13 protein-coding genes and 1 pseudogene are annotated in these 17,304 nt (G+C 45.9%); 8 read left to right on the top strand and 6 right to left on the bottom strand.

Annotated features, from left to right (window positions below):
• The coding region (locus tag MC7420_RS41045; RefSeq protein WP_044204241.1) for a hypothetical protein at positions 1-181 on the top strand (181 nt) is incomplete at its 5' end.
• A 153-nt stretch (positions 182-334) separates the two neighbouring features.
• On the opposite strand, the gene MC7420_RS01400 is transcribed toward MC7420_RS41045, so the two are convergent.
• A complete protein-coding gene (locus tag MC7420_RS01400; RefSeq protein WP_006098035.1) occupies positions 335-2,641 on the bottom strand; it encodes a cation:proton antiporter domain-containing protein in 2,307 nt (768 codons plus the stop codon).
• A 498-nt stretch (positions 2,642-3,139) separates the two neighbouring features.
• Positions 3,140-8,077 (bottom strand): P-loop NTPase, encoded by a 4,938-nt coding sequence (locus MC7420_RS01395; protein ID WP_006098040.1) that lies wholly within the window; start codon positions 8,075-8,077, stop codon positions 3,140-3,142.
• Positions 8,078-8,260: 183 nt separating this feature from the next.
• On the opposite strand from MC7420_RS01395, the gene MC7420_RS38935 reads away from it, so the two are divergent.
• Positions 8,261-8,452 carry a hypothetical protein gene (locus MC7420_RS38935; RefSeq protein ID WP_006097867.1) on the top strand — a complete coding sequence of 64 codons (192 nt, stop codon included), beginning with the start codon at positions 8,261-8,263 and terminating at the stop codon, positions 8,450-8,452.
• A gap of 580 nt (positions 8,453-9,032) precedes the next feature.
• Here the strand turns inward: MC7420_RS38935 and MC7420_RS01385 are convergent.
• Positions 9,033-9,842, bottom strand: coding sequence for a DUF1350 family protein (locus tag MC7420_RS01385; protein WP_006098134.1), 810 nt, complete (start codon positions 9,840-9,842; stop codon positions 9,033-9,035).
• Between the two features lie 268 nt (positions 9,843-10,110).
• Between MC7420_RS01385 and MC7420_RS01380 the strand changes: the two genes are divergently transcribed.
• Together MC7420_RS01380 and MC7420_RS01375 are read left to right on the top strand one after the other, a co-directional pair.
• Entirely contained in the window at positions 10,111-10,521 is a 411-nt protein-coding gene (locus MC7420_RS01380) for a hypothetical protein (protein ID WP_006097824.1), read from the top strand.
• A 203-nt stretch (positions 10,522-10,724) separates the two neighbouring features.
• On the top strand, positions 10,725-11,153 hold the full coding sequence (locus MC7420_RS01375; protein ID WP_006098302.1) for an FKBP-type peptidyl-prolyl cis-trans isomerase: 429 nt from the start codon (positions 10,725-10,727) through the stop codon (positions 11,151-11,153).
• A gap of 118 nt (positions 11,154-11,271) precedes the next feature.
• On the opposite strand, the gene MC7420_RS01370 is transcribed toward MC7420_RS01375, so the two are convergent.
• Positions 11,272-11,763, bottom strand: coding sequence for a pentapeptide repeat-containing protein (locus MC7420_RS01370; RefSeq protein ID WP_006098065.1), 492 nt, complete (start codon positions 11,761-11,763; stop codon positions 11,272-11,274).
• Positions 11,764-11,952: 189 nt separating this feature from the next.
• Here MC7420_RS01370 and MC7420_RS01360 point away from each other — a divergent pair, with 189 nt between their 5' ends.
• Entirely contained in the window at positions 11,953-13,245 is a 1,293-nt protein-coding gene (locus MC7420_RS01360) for an RNA-guided endonuclease InsQ/TnpB family protein (RefSeq protein ID WP_006097970.1), read from the top strand.
• A gap of 94 nt (positions 13,246-13,339) precedes the next feature.
• On the opposite strand, the gene MC7420_RS01355 is transcribed toward MC7420_RS01360, so the two are convergent.
• The gene (locus MC7420_RS01355) at positions 13,340-13,561 is read right to left on the bottom strand and encodes a pentapeptide repeat-containing protein (protein ID WP_006098214.1); all 222 of its coding nucleotides are present in this window, start codon (positions 13,559-13,561) and stop codon (positions 13,340-13,342) included.
• A gap of 635 nt (positions 13,562-14,196) precedes the next feature.
• Between MC7420_RS01355 and MC7420_RS01350 the strand changes: the two genes are divergently transcribed.
• From MC7420_RS01350 to MC7420_RS38930, 3 genes and pseudogenes are all read left to right on the top strand, one after another.
• Positions 14,197-15,069, top strand: coding sequence for a lysophospholipid acyltransferase family protein (locus MC7420_RS01350; protein ID WP_006098285.1), 873 nt, complete (start codon positions 14,197-14,199; stop codon positions 15,067-15,069).
• Between the two features lie 145 nt (positions 15,070-15,214).
• Positions 15,215-15,414, top strand: a pseudogene (locus MC7420_RS42210) (RNA-guided endonuclease TnpB family protein); the annotation flags it as partial.
• A 25-nt stretch (positions 15,415-15,439) separates the two neighbouring features.
• Complete coding sequence (locus tag MC7420_RS38930) at positions 15,440-15,643, top strand: hypothetical protein (RefSeq protein ID WP_006097876.1); 204 nt, start codon at positions 15,440-15,442, stop codon at positions 15,641-15,643.
• A gap of 385 nt (positions 15,644-16,028) precedes the next feature.
• Here the strand turns inward: MC7420_RS38930 and acsF are convergent, their stop codons facing one another.
• Positions 16,029-17,105, bottom strand: a complete 1,077-nt coding sequence (gene acsF / locus MC7420_RS01345; RefSeq protein ID WP_006098262.1) for a magnesium-protoporphyrin IX monomethyl ester (oxidative) cyclase — start codon at positions 17,103-17,105, stop codon at positions 16,029-16,031.
• Positions 17,106-17,304: the final 199 nt, after the last annotated feature.

Below are 17,304 nucleotides of genomic sequence, written 5' to 3'. Positions count from 1 at the left end.
TATTTGGTATCATGCGATCGCCTATATTAAACCCAAAGGAGGCGGTGGCATGAATCGATCCCTCCAAGTACGCCAAGAGTCTGCCGTGGCGAGTTCTGAAACAGCAGAGAGTTATGAAACGGTAGAAAGTTCAGATTCAGAAACAGAGGAGAGTGCCGATAATCCCTTTGAATTTGCCTAATTTGTCATTGGTCATTCGTCATTGGTTATTCGTCATTCATCCTGACTTTTCACGGTATGTGGCGTCTCTGTAGGGGCGGGTTTCACGACTATCTTTTCGGTTGCAACCAGATGTAACTAAACCCGCCCTGACTCAGGTGTCATTGGTCATTCGTCATTGGTCATTTGTCAGAGTTTGATGAAGCGGAATCTCGGTGATACTACTATCAGGCAGGGGTGTTAACCACTCCTGTAATTGATTTAGGGGATAACTTCCGCCACACAATAGCAGGTGATCTTGCTCTCGAATTTCGGCATTGCCATCGGGAAAGGGGATAAACTTCCCTTCTCGACGGATTGCCTGCACCTGAATCCCATATTGACGCCGCCAATGGAGTTGAGATAGGGTTTGCCCATGGGCGGGACTCTCTTCGGATACCAACACCCATTGACAGGGACTGCTGGTGGCAGGATTTGTCATTTCCCCCTCTGCCAATTTCTTAAAGGCAGACAGTTCATCGGGTTCACCCACTGCTAAAAGGTGATCACCTTCCTCCAAACTCACTCCAGCATCGGGATAATCGATTTCCTCACCCTCAGCCCGACGAATAGCCACCAAGCTAACCCCGGTTAAGCGGCGAATATCGGCTTGTTCTAACGTCATACCTGTCAGTGGAGAATTCTCTGGCAAATCATACCACTTACTATTCATCATCTCAGCCGCCGTTCGTAAATCGCGGGCAATTTGAGACTGAGGTTGTTCGGGGCGCAAATCCAGATAATGGGAACTGCGAATTTTTTCCATTTCCTGCTGAATCACCCAATTGGGTACACCAATTCCTGACATCAAATGCGTTGCTAACTCCAAAGATGCCTCAAACTCCGGTTGCACCACTTCTCGCGCCCCCAGTTGGTACAGCAGTTCGATCTCCCGATCCTTATTCGCCCGCACGACGATATCTAAATTGGGGTTTAATTCTAGCGATCGCTTCAAGCATAATCGGCTACTCATAGCGTCAGCCAAGACAATCACCATGGATCTGGCGCGTTCTACCCCAGCTTTATCCAAAACGTGTAAACTAGCCGCATTGCCGTAAACATAAGGAATTCCTGCGTCTCGTAATTGCCCAATTACCTGCTCTGACTGCTCAACCACTACGATAGGATAATCATGTTCTCGCATCAGTCGCACTAAATTGCTACCGCTGCTTCCATACCCACAAATCACCACATGGTCTTTTAGCTGTTGGCTATTCAGTGATACGGCTTTCGGAGTTTCCATCGGTTCAAAATACCGTTGTAAGGGCGGAAAATTCTCTAACCAGTTCAATGCCAAGGGTGTTAATCGTAAGAGAAACGGTGTCACAATTAACGTCACCGCCGTTGTCCCTAAAATCAATAGATACACCGGGCGAGGCACTAATCCCAACGTTTGTCCTTCACTGGCTAACACAAACGAGAATTCCCCAATTTGAGCTAACCCCAAACCTGCCAGAATTGCTGTTTTTAAGGGATAGCCAAAAATTTTGACAATTGGTGTTATAATTAAAGCTTTACCCACCGAAACCAGTAAAACCAATCCCAAAATTAATTCCAGGTTAGTCCACAGGAAAATCGGATCGATTAGCATCCCAATCGCCGCAAAAAATAGGGCGGCAAAGACATCCCGCAGGGGTTCGACATAAGTTAGGGTTTGATCGGCATATTCCACCTCAGAAATCATTAACCCCGCCACAAACGCCCCCATTTCAATCGAAAGTCCCAACTCTTCCGTCAATAGGGCAATTCCCATACATAAACTCACAACTCCGAGTAAAAATAACTCTCGGCTTTCGGTACGGGCAAGGAATCGTAATAACGAAGGAATCAACCATATTCCTACGGCTATGGCACCAGCCGCAAATAGACCAATTTTCAATAGGGCAAGTCCTACGGCTATACCAATCACTTCAGTGGGTTGGTCTAAAGCCGGGAGTACTGCTAACATTAATCCCAATGCCAAATCTTGCACCACCAAAATCCCCAGCATGACTTGCCCGTGGGAGGTTTCGGTTTCATTGCGTTCCATCAGACATTTGAGAACCACCGCCGTGGATGACAACGACAAAGTTGCCCCAAGAAACACCCCTTGGACGGGAGACATGACCCAACCCATGCCCAAAGAGACTAATGTGGTAACTAAAATAGTCAGTACCACTTGGAGTCCACCACCGCCCAGAGCAATCTTTTGCACTTTTCTCAGTTCCGCCAGGGAAAATTCCACCCCTAGGGCAAAAAGCAAAAATGCCACACCAAACTGAGCCAGGGTTTCAATTTGGATCACCTCTTTAATTAGACCCAAACCCGCCGGACCTACAATCATACCCCCGACGATATAGCCCAAGAGCGGGGGTTGACGGCATAAGGATGCCAAGAGTCCGCCAGCCGCTGCTGACGCCAGAACAGATACGAAGTCGATAATCAGTCGGAAGTCTTCTTGCACCGGTGCGTTATCAAAATTAAAGTGCTATATCCTTCTAGGATACAAATTTTCTTAAGATTTCCAACAATTTGTTAACCCCGGCAACATTCTGTGATAGAACACCTGGCTTGGAGTCAACGGGCGGATCGAGCCATTCCTCGTCACTCGGCGACCTTCCCCCTATTTATTTAGGGCTTGCTGCACAAGACCGAAACCCTTAACCATCAATGTAGGGTGGGTTAGGCGGAATTAAATCCAGGAAACAACCCGATAATTTGATATCCGCCGTAACCCACCAATAATTCTCAGATAGCATCAATGTAGGGTGGGTTAGGCGGAATTAAATCCAGGAAACAACCCGATAATGGGATATCCGCCGTAACCCACCAATAACGAACACCTTGCACCGTTAAAGCTTGGCGAATAGAATTCGCAGCTACACAAACAAAGTCCGCGTATGCGGACTTTTATTAAACTTGAATAAGTAAACTTTCTTTATCTAGCCCCAACCCTATCCTTTTAATCATCAAGTTGAGCTTGAATCCCTTGAATTTGAGACTCTAACCTATCACGCTGTTCCCTTTCAGGGCGAGTCATCGGCACCAAGGCTAATCCTTGTTGTAACAACACCCTCGCCCGGTCAAAATTACCATCAGCCACTTCTAATTCCGCTAAATCTACACAGGCGGGGAGATTAATATTCTGGTTCAGGGAGTTTTCAAAACAGGTGCGGGCTTCAGTCGGGTTCTGCATCGCATCTCGGTAGAAGCAGCCAAATTCATACCAGAAGCGACCATTTTTTTGATTGTCAAACTTAATCGCTTGCTGGAAATGTTTGATAGCTTGTTGGTAAACCTTCCGATTTTTCCTACTATGATTGTGACCTTGGGCTTGATAGCACCGCGCCATGTACCAGTGAGCAACGCAATGTTTGGGATTTTTCGTCAGGATAGGTTGCAGATAATCTATGGCGGTGTAGGGATCTGGGGGTTGGCGTAGTAGCAAGAGATAGACATAGTTTAATGAGGCGAAGTTAATTTCTTTCTGGAGATCATCGCCATACTGCCTCATCCGGAATTTAGCAGATTTGATGGTTCTCTGATAAATTTCATCGGCTTTATCTAACTCGCCATAGTCTCGAAAGAAGTTCGCCGCGTGAATAACGTTTTGCCACTTGTCTGTACGAAGTTGAGACTGGCTGAGAAAATCGGCTAATTTATAGCAGGTTTCATAATCTAAATTATCTCGGAAGTAGCCAAAAATAAGGCAGATAATAGTTGTATTGTCCGGGTACTGCTGCAAGGCAAGATTGACAGCTTCTTGAATTATTTGAGGTTGGGCATGGTGATATAGGACAGGTAAAAATGCAGTCCACAAAGATTGGTCTACTTGTGCTTGCTGACTAATCCATTGCCATTGCTGGATGATAATAGGTTCAATCTCGATGATGTCTTTGCCAGCCTTTCTAACTACAGCTAAGTAGCTTGTACGAACAGATGTATTATCAGGATGCAGTTGCAGCCAAGTAGTAGTTAGAGCGATCGCCTCCTGCTTCTGTGGAGGTGTCCCACACTGCTCAATCAGTGCCAGATATTTAGTGCGAACGGTATAATCATTTGGGTGCAGTTGCAGCCAAGTAGTAGTTAGAGCGATCGCCTCCTGCTTCTGTTGAGATGTCCCACACTGCTCAATCAGTGCCAGGTATTGTTTACGAACAGACCTATTAGAAAGATGCAGTTGCAGCCAAGTAGAAGTTAGAGCGATCGCCTCCTGTTTCTGTGGAGGTGTCCCACAATGCTCAATCAGTCCTAGGTAGTGTCTGCGAATTTCATGATCATCAGGATGCAGTTGTAGCCAAGTAGTAGTTAGAGCGATCGCCTCCTGCTGCTGTTGAGATGTCCCACACTGCTCAATCAGTACCAGGTATTGTCTACGAACAGATTTATCATCAGGATGTCGTTGCAGCCAAGAGGAAGTTTGAGCGATCGCGTTCTGCTTCTGTTGATATGTCCCACACTGCCCAATCAGTGCCAGATATTTTCTGCGAACTTCATAATCATCAGGATGCAGTTGCAGCCAAGAGGAAGTTAGAGAGATCGCCTCCTGCTTTTGTGGAGATCTCCCAAACTGCCCAATCAGTGCCAGATATTGAGTGCGAATAAATGTATCATCAGGATGCTGTTGCAACCAAGTAGAAGTTAGAGAGATCGCCTCCTGCTTCTGTTGAGATGTCCCAAACTGTCCAATCAGTGCCAGATATTTAGTGCGAACAGTAATATCATCAGGATGCAGTTGCAGCCAAGAGGAAGTTAGAGAGATCGCCTCCTGCTTCTGTGCAGGTGTCCCAGATTGCCTAATCAGTGCCAGGTATTGAGTACGAACATAAGAATCATCAGGATGCAGTTGCAGCCAATTAGTAGTTAGAGCGATCGCCTCCTGCTTTTGTGGAGATCTCCCAAACTGCCCAATCAGTGCCAGATATTGAGTGCGAATAAATGTATCATCAGGATGCTGTTGCAACCAAGTAGAAGTTAGAGAGATCGCCTCCTGCTTCTGTTGAGATGTCCCAAACTGTCCAATCAGTGCCAGATATTTAGTGCGAACAGTAATATCATCAGGATGCAGTTGCAGCCAAGAGGAAGTTAGAGCGATCGCCTCCTGCTTTTGTGGAGATCTCCCAAACTGCCCAATCAGTGCCAGATATTGAGTGCGAATAAATGTATCATCAGGATGCAGTTGCAGCCAAGTAGTAGTTAGAGCGATCGCCTCCTGCTTTTGTGGAGATCTCCCAAACTGCCCAATCAGTGCCAGATATTGAGTGCGAATAAATGTATCATCAGGATGCTGTTGCAACCAAGTAGAAGTTAGAGAGATCGCCTCCTGCTTCTGTTGAGATGTCCCAAACTGTCCAATCAGTGCCAGATATTTAGTGCGAACAGTAATATCATCAGGATGCAGTTGCAGCCAAGTAGTAGTTAGAGAGATCGCCTCCTGCTTTTGTGGAGATCTCCCAAACTGCCCAATCAGTGCCAGATATTGAGTGCGAATAAATGTATCATCAGGATGCAGTTGCAGCCAAGTAGTAGTTAGAGAGATCGCCTCCTGCTTTTGTGGAGATCTCCCAAACTGCCCAATCAGTGCTAGGTATTGAGTACGAACATTGATATCATCAGGATGCAGTTGCAGCCAAGTAGAAGTTAGAGCGATCGCCTCCTGCTTCTGTTGAGATGTCCCAAACTGTCCAATCAGTGCTAGGTATTTGGTGCGAACCCAGGAATCATCAGGATGCAGTTGCAACCAAGAAGAAGTTAGAGCGATCGCCTCCTGTTTCTGTGCAGGTGTCCCACAATGCTCAATCAGTCCTAGGTAGTGTCTGCGAATTTCATGATCATCAGGATGCAGTTGTAGCCAAGAGGAAGTTAGAGCGATCGCCTCCTGCTTCTGTTGAGATGTCCCAAACTGCCCAATCAGTGCTAGGTATTGAGTACGAACATGAGAATCATCAGGATGCTGTTGCAACCAAGTAGAAGTTAGAGCGATCGCCTTCTGCTTCTGTTGAGATGTCCCACACTGCTCAATCAGTGCTAGATATTGAGTACGAACGGTATAATCATCTGGGTTCAGTTGCAGCCAAGAAGAAGTTAGAGTGATCGCCTCCTGCTTTTGCTGATTTGTACCACGCTTTTTGATCAAAGACAGCCAATAAGTCCACTCCCACAGACTTTGCGGTTCAGTGGATAAAATTGCATCCAAGCAGCGATCGCGTTCCGACAGTAAACCCACAGCTTCATACATCTTTGACCATATAAACCACCCAGTAACCCCACTCTTATGCTGTAGAGATTGAATCTGGTTGGGATAGTCATCCAAAACCTGACGGACAAGAGTCACTTCACCACTCACCGCCAAAAGTCTCAGCCCGTCATACGCCCAGCGTTGATGAGTTTCTTTGGTTGCGTCTAAAGCCGGAATTGCCGCTCTTAAGTGGTCTGCTAATAAACTAGGAGAATAGGGTAAATTCTCGCCACGACTGCGACGGTACTTCACCGTCATCGCTGTTTGGGCAATGAGTTCGTGAATTGTCCTCAACCGCTCATATCCACCTCTAGAAATTTTTATAACCAAGCCCTTTAATTCGGCATCTCTGGCAAAGTCCACCACATCCCGCACCGCTTTTTTAGAATAATCCGGCAAACACAACGGCAACACTCCCGTAGATGTGAAAATGCCATATTGATAGAAACTGCAAATCACGCCAAAAACTTGATAAACCGGATAATCCTCATCACTGGGCAAACGCCTAATCACATCCGCCACAATTAAATCAAAGGGTTTCCCTTCCGATAGCTGTAACATCAGTACCAACATTGAAGGCGCAGCCATTAACTGTTTCCGTTCTGCTGCTGCCATTTTCTCTAATCGGGCTTTGGCTTCCCCATCTTCCTGACAAATCCGATCCAAAATTCGCTGTTTTTCCTGAGATTCTGGCGAGGGAGATAATTCTAAATCCAGGGATTCAATCCGATATCCCCGCAACCGTAACCTGTCCTGCTGATCTTCATTCAACCGCGTTGTGCCAATTACGGTTAGGGGAAACTGTAACTCATTATTATCCAATTCCTCCAGAATCGAATCATCCCGAAACACGTCATCGGCGATTAAATAAAAATGCTGATTAATTTGCTCAGAAAACTCCCATAATGGATCTAACCAGTAGGGTTCTTCTCGCTTTTTCTGTAAAACCACCCGATGTTGACCCGATAACTCATACGCCAACCATTGCATCAGCGCTGTTTTCCCCGCCCCCGGTTGTCCCCGAATCAGCAACAGGGAAATCCCCGAATAGTTTGCCAACGCTTCAGCCCGGGCGAAAACCTCCCCTTGTTGATCCCGATCAATATAATTCCCTTGGGTAATCAACGACCAATTTTTAGACACAGAGGGTAATTTCAGGATGCGCGTCTCTCCCCCACGCCGCTTATGAAAGAACTTCTGATCCAACAAATCAAACTCAGGCGGGACAACCTTCCGCACCTGTACCCAGGGATCGTTACCCTGGCGAGTTTGCGTCTGGCGTCGTTGGGTATCGCATTCTGCATCAAACCGAATCAGATTTTTCTGCTTGTCAGTCTCCCAGAGACGAATCGTTAGCTGCTGTGTCGAACCCTGCTGATTGTCTGGACGCTGAACAATCCCGAAAACCTCTAGAAACTTGATCGCTGATTCAACTTTGGCGTAAGTCAACCCACCCTCAGCCTGATCATTTTCGGTCAATTCCACCAGAGAGGGAATCGTACAAGTAACAAACAATCCCGGCGGATCAGTTTGAGGGCGAACAGTCAGAGGTTTCTTCGTGGAATTTTGCCTCTCTAAGGTTCCATCAGCGACATCCAGCAACGCCGCCAATATACGCTTGGCATTCTCCTGAACGATTCGACCTTTACTATACTCTGTCATGCGTTGAACCCAGGGAGTTCTGTAAAACTTGATAACAACTTCAGGAAAACCGGAGGTGTTTTCCCTAACCGGAAGTGATAGAACTCCAAACCTAGTCTTTATTCTAAAGCCTTTACCCCAAGCCTGTTGCTTGCGGCTATCAACCGAACGATTTCATCGAACTGTAGCGTTCAAGGTTCGGTTATGGGTTCAACCAAAAATTGTCGATGGATTCAACAGTTAATCCAGGGGTTCAAACACCTGAATTCCCACCGATGGCTAATGATCATCATCAAGTTACTGATTCCCTTCTTAATTGGATTGTATTATCCCAATCTGGCGTTATTGATTGAAGTGTTAATTTTAAGTTGGGAACTGTGGGATAGCTTAAGGTAAGCTGTTCGGCATTTAAACCATAATGTCAAGAATTGCAAAATCCTTGCCGTAGTGCGAGCATCTTGCTCGCTACATTGAGCATCTTGCTCGCTACCCATTCCCAATTTAAATGCATGACAGCTTAGTAGCGCGGCACAGTTTATTTGATGAATTAAGTGGGTGGACACAATTAAAGTTAACGGTTGAGATTAGGGAACAGGGAACAGGGAACAGGGAACAGTAAGGGTTTGAGGCTTGTTTACATGACTTAATCTAGTTAAGTTTATTTTCACCAACCTACTTAGATTCGGCTTGTAGTAGGGAACCTTAGCACTAGATTCCGTTGGGTTTCCTGTCGTCAACCCAACCTACAACCTATCCCACAATTTTAGCTGTGTCAGTCCAGTAGTAGCGCGGCACACCTAATTTTTAGATTAGCCTTACCTCCAGAAATCGTAGGGGCGCACGTCAGTGCGCCCGACAAAACCGTAAATTTTATTGTCTATTCCCATGAAGGACTATTGCCCATTGCCTATTCCCTGTTCCCTAATCTCAACCGTTAACTCTACTTTTGCCCCACTACTGATCTATCAATATCTATTTACCCCACCGCCAAAGGATTTAACCAGCGAATCATCTCTAATTTCAATCGATTTAAATCCCGATAAACCCCTTGCTTCATCCACTGACCGATCGCATCGAATGGTGTAAAGGAATCTCCCGTTTTCCAATTGACATCTTGTCCCAACGGTGTTAGATGATTTCCCGGTAGCATTTGTAGCACAACCATATTCGGAAATCGCTGTTGCAGCACAGGGGATAGGATTGCCGTTTGGTCTATCTCGTCCTTGATAAATTTAATCAGTAAATTGCGGCGGATGGCATATTGCTGGGCAATCAGGTCGTTAGTTTCTTGAGGTGAAGGCGTAAATTCAACATCAAAGGCTGGCTTGATATTCAACTGCTTGAGGAATGTCAACTGATCCAGCATATTGAACTGTTCCAGAAACGGAATCGCCTGTTTCGCTGGATAGTTGTTGAAGGAAATCAAAATATTACCCGCCCGTTCCACGGAAAACAAACTGCCAATCAGCAGATGCAGTTTGCACCCCATGCTATGTCCCACACCGTAGATCGGTAAATACTGTTTCCTGAGTAGTCTTGTGGCTTTGAGGCGATCGAGGGTCGTCTCAAAACGGTTGAGGACTTCGCGGGCGATCGCAACGTGATCTAAGGTATTGAGAAACGGCGTCGCCACGACCAAATAACCCTGACGCCCTAATTGCTCAAGTAGCCAACGGTAGGTGACTTGGGGTGCAGCCGCAATAAACGCCCCACCCAAAAAATGCACGATGCCAACGGGACGAGACGGAATTAAAACCCAGCTACCAGATAGTTCTTGCCAGTCCATAGGAAGAGAGGGAAGTTCTTATATTTTTATATTGTGACGTACTCTCGGCTAGTTGGCGCTGCATACATCATGTCCGGTTAAATACCTATACCCAGTTGCGTTCTAACGTGTCATGGGACAGCGTTGCCAAGAATCTCAGCGATATCATTGAGTTTGATTTATATATTTAATGAGAAATTGCTATCGGATAATGATTCCATAATTGGATCAAGTCTGTAAACTGTTAGATAAGCTTTTTGTCCCTGATTAGGCATATCCCTTAGCAATCATGATTAAATCCAAACTGCTTTTAACAAGTCTCCTGTCTACCGTAACCGTTACAGGTAGCCTATTCCTGGCAACGATTAGCCCCACTCAAGCCTTCCCTTGTTCGTTTGGCAAAAAGGGTGTTTCCCAAAGTGCTTCTGGAGAATCTCCTAGTCTCGTTGGCGATAAAATCAACTTCTACAAAAAATTCGGCATTGCTGGTGTTGGTATCGCCGCCGTAGCCGGAGGGTTAGTCGCTGTGAAAAAATTTAAAGCTGATCATAACCAACCTACTGAAGCGATTATCACAGAGACACCCTCATCAAAAGTCTTTGAACCCTATAACTTTGCTATCCCTGTTCCTCCAGAAGCGTTAGCTGCTTCAACTCCTGAAGCCGAGGAGTCTGATCAGGATCTGACCTCCGTAAGCTAATTCAACTGACTGAATGTTAGTAAGGTGGGCAAGAGCGATAGACTAATTAACTCGGTTCATCAGCCTTGCTCACCCTAGAGTTTCCTTAGAGGTATGACTCACCTCCCAGATAGATATGACGGGTTAATCGCACTAGAGAAATAATGCAAAATTTGCGCGAGTTGATACCCTAGAGGTGTTGACCAACTCCAAGGAAAATAAATATGGCACAAGCGAAAGTGGGTGATACCGTCAAAATTCACTACACCGGTAAATTAAAGGACGGTACGGTTTTTGATTCTTCCCTGAGTCGCGAACCGATAGAATTCACCATTGATGCTGGACAGGTCATTCCAGGTTTCGAGCAAGCCGTTGTGGGTATGACGCCTGGGGATTCCAAAACCGAAATGATTCCCATGGATAAAGCTTACGGTCCCCATCGTTCCGAAATGGTACTGGAGGTGACACGAGACAAAATGCCCCCAGACTTGAATCCTGAAATCGGTCAGCAATTACAAATTCAACAACCTAACGGGCGAGTTATTCCAGTGGTGATTACCGATGTCACCGACTCGAATGTGAGATTAGATGCCAATCATCCTCTAGCAGGACAAGACTTAACCTTTGATATTGAGTTAGTGGACATTTCTTGATCCAGGATTGTCTCAAACAAGAGAGGGAGGAGAGAGTGCCTTGGAAATTGATCAGCACAACTGATGCGGCACTCTCTCTTTCTGGGAGTGGGTGAGTCACTTTTTCGATCAACATCCGCTAAGAACCCGACATTCCCCCCACACTAAAACTCGTCATTTCCCAAATTGCCCCACGTCGCTGCAAATCAAACTGGTTGGTTTCAGAGAGTCCCTCATTCTCTCCAAATCGAGCGTTCTCTACGTGGGTAATCTTCAGATCAACTTCCGTGAGATTGGTATTACTCAGATTGCTATAGCTTAAGTTTGCCCGATTCAAAGTAGCCTGAGTCAGATTAGCACCACTCAGATTAACACCAAACAGATCAGCACCACTCAGATCAGCACCCACCATAATGGCTTCCTTTAGGATGGCTCCAAATAAGTTCGCACTACTTAAGTTAGCTCGGCTGAGATTAACTTGAGTGAGATTAACTCGGCTGAGATTAACATCCGCTAAGTCAGCATCCATGAGGTTCGCCTCAATCAAAGTCGCGCCTCTGAGATCGGCATGCATCAAGAAAGTGCGGCTCAGGTTAGCTGCATTTAAATTGACCGGAAAATAGGGTCTCAAGCCTCGCCCTTGTAGGGCGACTTTTTGTCCTTGATCTTCAGTTTTCGGATCAATTCTCTCAATACGTTATTTTGCGTCCTTTCCGTTTGGGCGCAATACTGCTTTAGCTGCTCAAACTCAGCGTCAGAGCATCTGATCAACACTTGTTTCATCTGGCTAAAAGCGATATCACTATGATATCATAGTAACATGAAGAGCCGATATCAGTTCCGAATCTATCCCACCCCTGGTCAGCGTCAATCACTGGCGCGGCTATTCGGGTGTGTACGGGTGGTTTGGAATGATGCTCTCTTCTTGTGCAAGCAGTCGGAGAAGCTGCCTAAAAATAGTGAACTCCAGAAGCTGTGCATTACTCAGGCTAAGAAGACTGAATCTAGAGAGTGGCTAAATCAAGTTAGCAATATCCCTTTACAGCAATCGATTGCTGATTTAGGAGTAGCTTTCAAAAACTTCTTTCAATCTCGCTCTGGTAAGCGTAAGGGACCCAAGGTAAACCCACCTAAATTTAAATCGCGCCGTTCTAAACAAACAGCAAGATTCAGAAAAGGAGGGTTTAAAGTTAAGACCTCTAAGGTCTATCTAGCTAAGATTGGAGATATCAAAGTCAATTGGTCGCGTCCTCTGCCATCTGAACCGAGTTCGGTCACGGTTATTAAGGACTGCGCTGGTAGATATTTCCTCAGTTTTGTTGTTGAGGGTAGGGTTCCGGAAATTAAACCACCCAAGAACCCATCCATCGGAATTGATTTAGGGCTAAAAACGTTTGCCTCTTGTAGCAACGGCGAAAAAATTAATAGCCCGGACTACTCTCGCCTTTACCGCAAGTTAAAACGCTGCCAACGACGGTTAGCAAAGCGGCAAAAGGGCAGTAAACGGCGGGAACGGATGCGGGTTAAAGTAGCCAAGCTTAACGCCCAGATACGGGATAAGCGCAAGGACTTTCTGCATAAGCTGTCCACTAAGGTGATAGACGAGAACCAAGTCATTGCCTTGGAGGGCTTAAACGTTGGCGGTATGCTCAAAAACCGCAAATTATCACGGGCAATTAGCCAAGCTGGATGGTATGAATTCCGGTCGTTGTGTGAGGGTAAAGCCTGCAAGCACAATCGGGATTTTAGAGTCATCGACCGATGGGAACCCACCAGTCAAGTTTGTTCTGAGTGTGGTTACCGATGGGGCAAGTTGGACTTGTCGGTCAGAACGATTGTCTGTGTCAATTGCGGCGTAGAACACGACCGAGACGATAATGCCTCGGTCAACATTGAGCAAGCTGGACTTAAGGCGATGCTTCGAGCTTGTCGAGAAGTCGGGGTAGGGCATACCCACGACTATAAACGGACGGGGAGCACGTGTAAGACCTCGGATGAGGCAGTGTGTGGTGAGCCGTCAACCCACCGAGAGTACGTGCAGTTAAAGCTGTTCGACGCTTTTGGGAATCACCGTCCTTGTAGGGCGGTGAGGATGTCAAACCGCTTAAGTTAGCTTGTTTCAGGTTAGCGCCACTGAAGTTGATATCATGTCCCTACGATTGCCCATAATTGCAATGCTGCAATAACAGGGGTTTCAGGCGTTTTTATTAGGGGTGTTTGACCGGACATGATATGACTCGGCTAAGATCCGTGTTGCTTAAATTGGCGTCAATCAATTGAGTACCCCTGAGATCAGCACCACTCAAATCAGCACCAATCAAGTCAGCACCGTTAAGCTCAGCACCGATGAGATTGATCTTCCTGAGATTAGCACCCTGAAAATTCCGTTCCCTGGCTAGATAACGCCGCAGGAGTTCGTTAGTATCCATAATGTTTGGGGAAAACTGGAGTTGTACTATCAATGTCCCAAGGATTTCCCCAAGCATTGTGATGGGTGCTACCCCTCACCCCCACTAGAGTAAAATGTGATATGAGTTACTCAATCAGGCAAAAATTCATCAAATCTTTACACGCTTTTCATCATAGCTAAACATAAAAAGCCGTTCGGGGGTGCAAACTAGGTAAGTAAGGGAGCTTAAACGCATTCCAACGTGGTCGTTATTCTCCTGTTTAGTGTTTAGGTTGTTTGGGAATCCCCTAGCGGTGTCTTCGAGGCTCACCTAGGGGGTTTTTTTTGGGGATTTTATAGCTGTTGCCATGGTGGCAAGGTGTTCACCAGGCAATCACAGTCCTTGATTTCGGACTATGCCACGGTAGGGGAAACTAAAAAAGCCTCACCATTTGACTGAGAATACCGCAAGTAGAGCCTTATGCATTGAGTTCCGTTAATATTTATTAAGGATGCAAGTCATCCTGTTTCTCGAAGAAAGTCACTCAGGTTGTGCCGCTTATACTCCGAGCAGGAGAGAGGTTTGGAGAGATGTTTTCCAGATCCCGTGAAAAGTAAGCTTATACTCTTCTGCTTTTGGTCAGAATCCGCCCAACCCAACATTTTGTTTCGTTCATGAATGGTAACTCAATCCCAAACGACCAACCCGGCTGGTCACTTGATGAACGTGATCCCCAAACCATCCAATCTTTCATGCCCTTATGGGGATGGTTTTACCACTACTACTTTCGGGTGAAAACCGATGGCTGGCATCACATTCCCGATGAGGATAACGCCTTATTTGTGGGGTCTCACAATGGCGGACTCGTCGCACCGGATATGATCATGGTCATGTATGACTGGTTTCGGCGTTTTGGTACCGAACGTCCGGTTTATGGTCTGATGCACCCCAATGGCTGGAAAATTGACCCAAACACAGCACGACTAGCGGCTAAGACGGGGGCAATCAGGACTCATCCCAAAATGGCGATCGCGGCTTTGCGTCGAGGTGCTAGTGTCCTTGTCTACCCTGGGGGGGCACAGGATGTCTTTCGTCCCCATACCATGCGGAATAAAATCCATTTGGCGGGTCGTCAAGGGTTTATTAAGCTGGCATTACGGGAAGGTGTGCCGATTATACCCGTTATTTCTCACGGCGCTCATGATACATTGATTGTCTTGGCTGATTTTTACGACCAGATTCGACAATTGCACGATTGGGGACTTTTCCCGTGGTTATTTGGTCTTGATCCGGAAGTGTTTCCCATCTACTTAGGTTTACCCTGGGGATTAGCGATTGGACCTTTACCCAATATTCCCTTGCCTGTCCAAATTTACACTCGTGTTTGTGCGCCGATTGTCTTTGAATGGTATGGTCGGGATGCAGCTAGCGATCGCGAATATGTCAATGCTTGCTATGAAAAAGTCTGTACTCAGATGCAATGGGAACTGGACTGTTTAGTTAACTTTGCGAGGGGGTTTGGGGGAGCTATAAGTCCCACGCTGTAATCTTTGATGAGCGCGTTGGGATACTTCGACAAGCTCAGTAACAAGATGGACTCCCCCAAAATACGCTCAAAATAAGCATTTACTATAACTTGTCATTACATGATGCTTGGGATTTTTTCCGAAATCGGGGTATGGATTTCCCAGGTTCAAGCGAAAAGACTATCAGTACAAATTGGCTAATAAACTCTGCGACATGGCGGGAACTATCTTCTTAGAGGATATTGATTTCCGAACTATGGCGAAAGGTTTCTAGGCAAACATACAGTTGACGCTGGTTTTGGTCAGTTTAGAGATATTCTTTATTATGTGGGCAAGCAACGCGGTGTTTATATTGCTGAACTTGACATGGTATTGAGTTGAGGATAGTACCTTGAGTAATTCTAGCGATCAGTCTCCATCCGTCTCTCGTCAGGATTTGGATTACTGGTTAGAGCGTCAGACCGAATACCAACGGACTCTTAATGTCATCGAATCAAGAGGAGAAAACAGTGAAAGTGTGTGGAAACTGAGAGGTAAGCTCGAAGCTGTAGGAGAAACGATCACTTACCTACAACGGAAGCTCAATAAAGTCTAGAGCATTGGTTTATTAATCGCAGTTGGTGGGCAAAACAGCCAGGGGATTCTCCTGGGCAAAAACCCAGTGATACTATCACTGGGTTAACAAGGGCTGCTGTAATAACTGAAGAAGATGTCGTCAGCTAGTATATTATTGACTCAACGTTAAGTCTTGTTTATTCGCAGATTAAAATTCAAAATTAAAAAACTTCAAAAGTCAGTCATCAAAAATTACTGATTATAACAATTAACATGATATGACTGGATCTGTCACTATTACAGAAAAAATCCTCGCTATCCATCATAAAGATGTCAGCGAGGGAAGATGTCACTAAATTTAGCGGAGACAAATTTGAGGTCGTTCCAGACGCGCTATCATACCATGCTGTCTGGAACGGAGTTATTTAACGAACTACGCCCTGTTGAGAAGCAACTTCCATGGGCTTCATCAGGTAGAGTCTCAGGAACTGCCAGCCATTAGAGACATAGTAGGGCAGCTTCTTGAAAAATTGCACGAACTTTGGACTGTTGGAGTTAGCAATTTCCGTCAACTTTTCGTTATTTCCAATACAGAGTTCTAGACGTTCGTAGAACTTAGGATGTTCCACATCTAAAATTACTGGAAATACCCGCGCCGCCGTTTCGTTGGTCTTCTGAATCACATGCTTATCATACTCGCGGGCATCTAAACCAATCGACTGATAGAAACCAGACCGTTGGATGTCATTTAGATACATTGTCGCAAATACTGAGAGCAAGAAGAAGCGAGACCATAACTTCGCCTGCCAATCATTTAACATTTGCGGCTGGGCTTTCATGATCGCATCAAAGAAATCCCCATGACGATTTTCGTCCTGACACCAGTTTTCAAAGAACCGGAAGATGGGGTAAATGCGGTCTTCAGGATGGGCTTCAAAATGGCGATAAATGGTGATATACCGCCAGTAGCCAATCTTCTCCGACAAATAGGTAGCGTAGAAGATAAACTTCGGCTGGAAGAAGGTGTACTTCTTATTCTTGGTCAAAAATCCCAAATCCAATGCCAGATTGAAATCTGACATCGCCTTGTTCAGAAAACCAGCATGACGTGCTTCATCACGAGACATCAGGGTGAAACACTCTGCCAGCACCGGACTTTTATCTTTGATCCGACGACCCAATTCTTTGTACAGTAAAAATCCAGAGAATTCTGCTGTACAGGAACGCTCCAGAAATTCCACAAACAAGCGGCGGGTTTCACCGTCGATATGCTCCCAAGACTGCTCAAACTCAGCGTCCCGGACGAAGTGGTGGCGATTGTAGTCCGCACGGAACTCTTCTAGAATCGCCAATAGCTCATCCTCATTCGGCGAGATGTCCATCTGCGCCATCGCTTCAAAGTCTGTCGTGTAGAACCGAGGCGTCAGAATGGTCTCCTTCGCCGGGGATTTAACGCCAGGTCTGATTTCTTCAAAGCTAGGTTTTTTAAGGGTATCTACCATAGTTGGTTGTACTTGTTATCTCTTACTTACGATTTTGGACTTGAGAATATGGCAATTGGGGGGTGACTCGACCCGCGCCGATTTTTTAGAGCTGCATATTGAGTCTACCAAGGTCTTGGGTGAGTGCAAAATCCAGTTAAGGTTAAAATTTGTAAATTTGCTTAACCTTTCTTCATGTTTACCAGGGAACAGGTAAGGT

It is taken from the genome of Coleofasciculus chthonoplastes PCC 7420 (assembly GCF_000155555.1).
GTDB lineage: Bacteria > Cyanobacteriota > Cyanobacteriia > Cyanobacteriales > Coleofasciculaceae > Coleofasciculus > Coleofasciculus chthonoplastes_A.
This window is presented reverse-complemented; position numbering and strand designations above follow the sequence as displayed.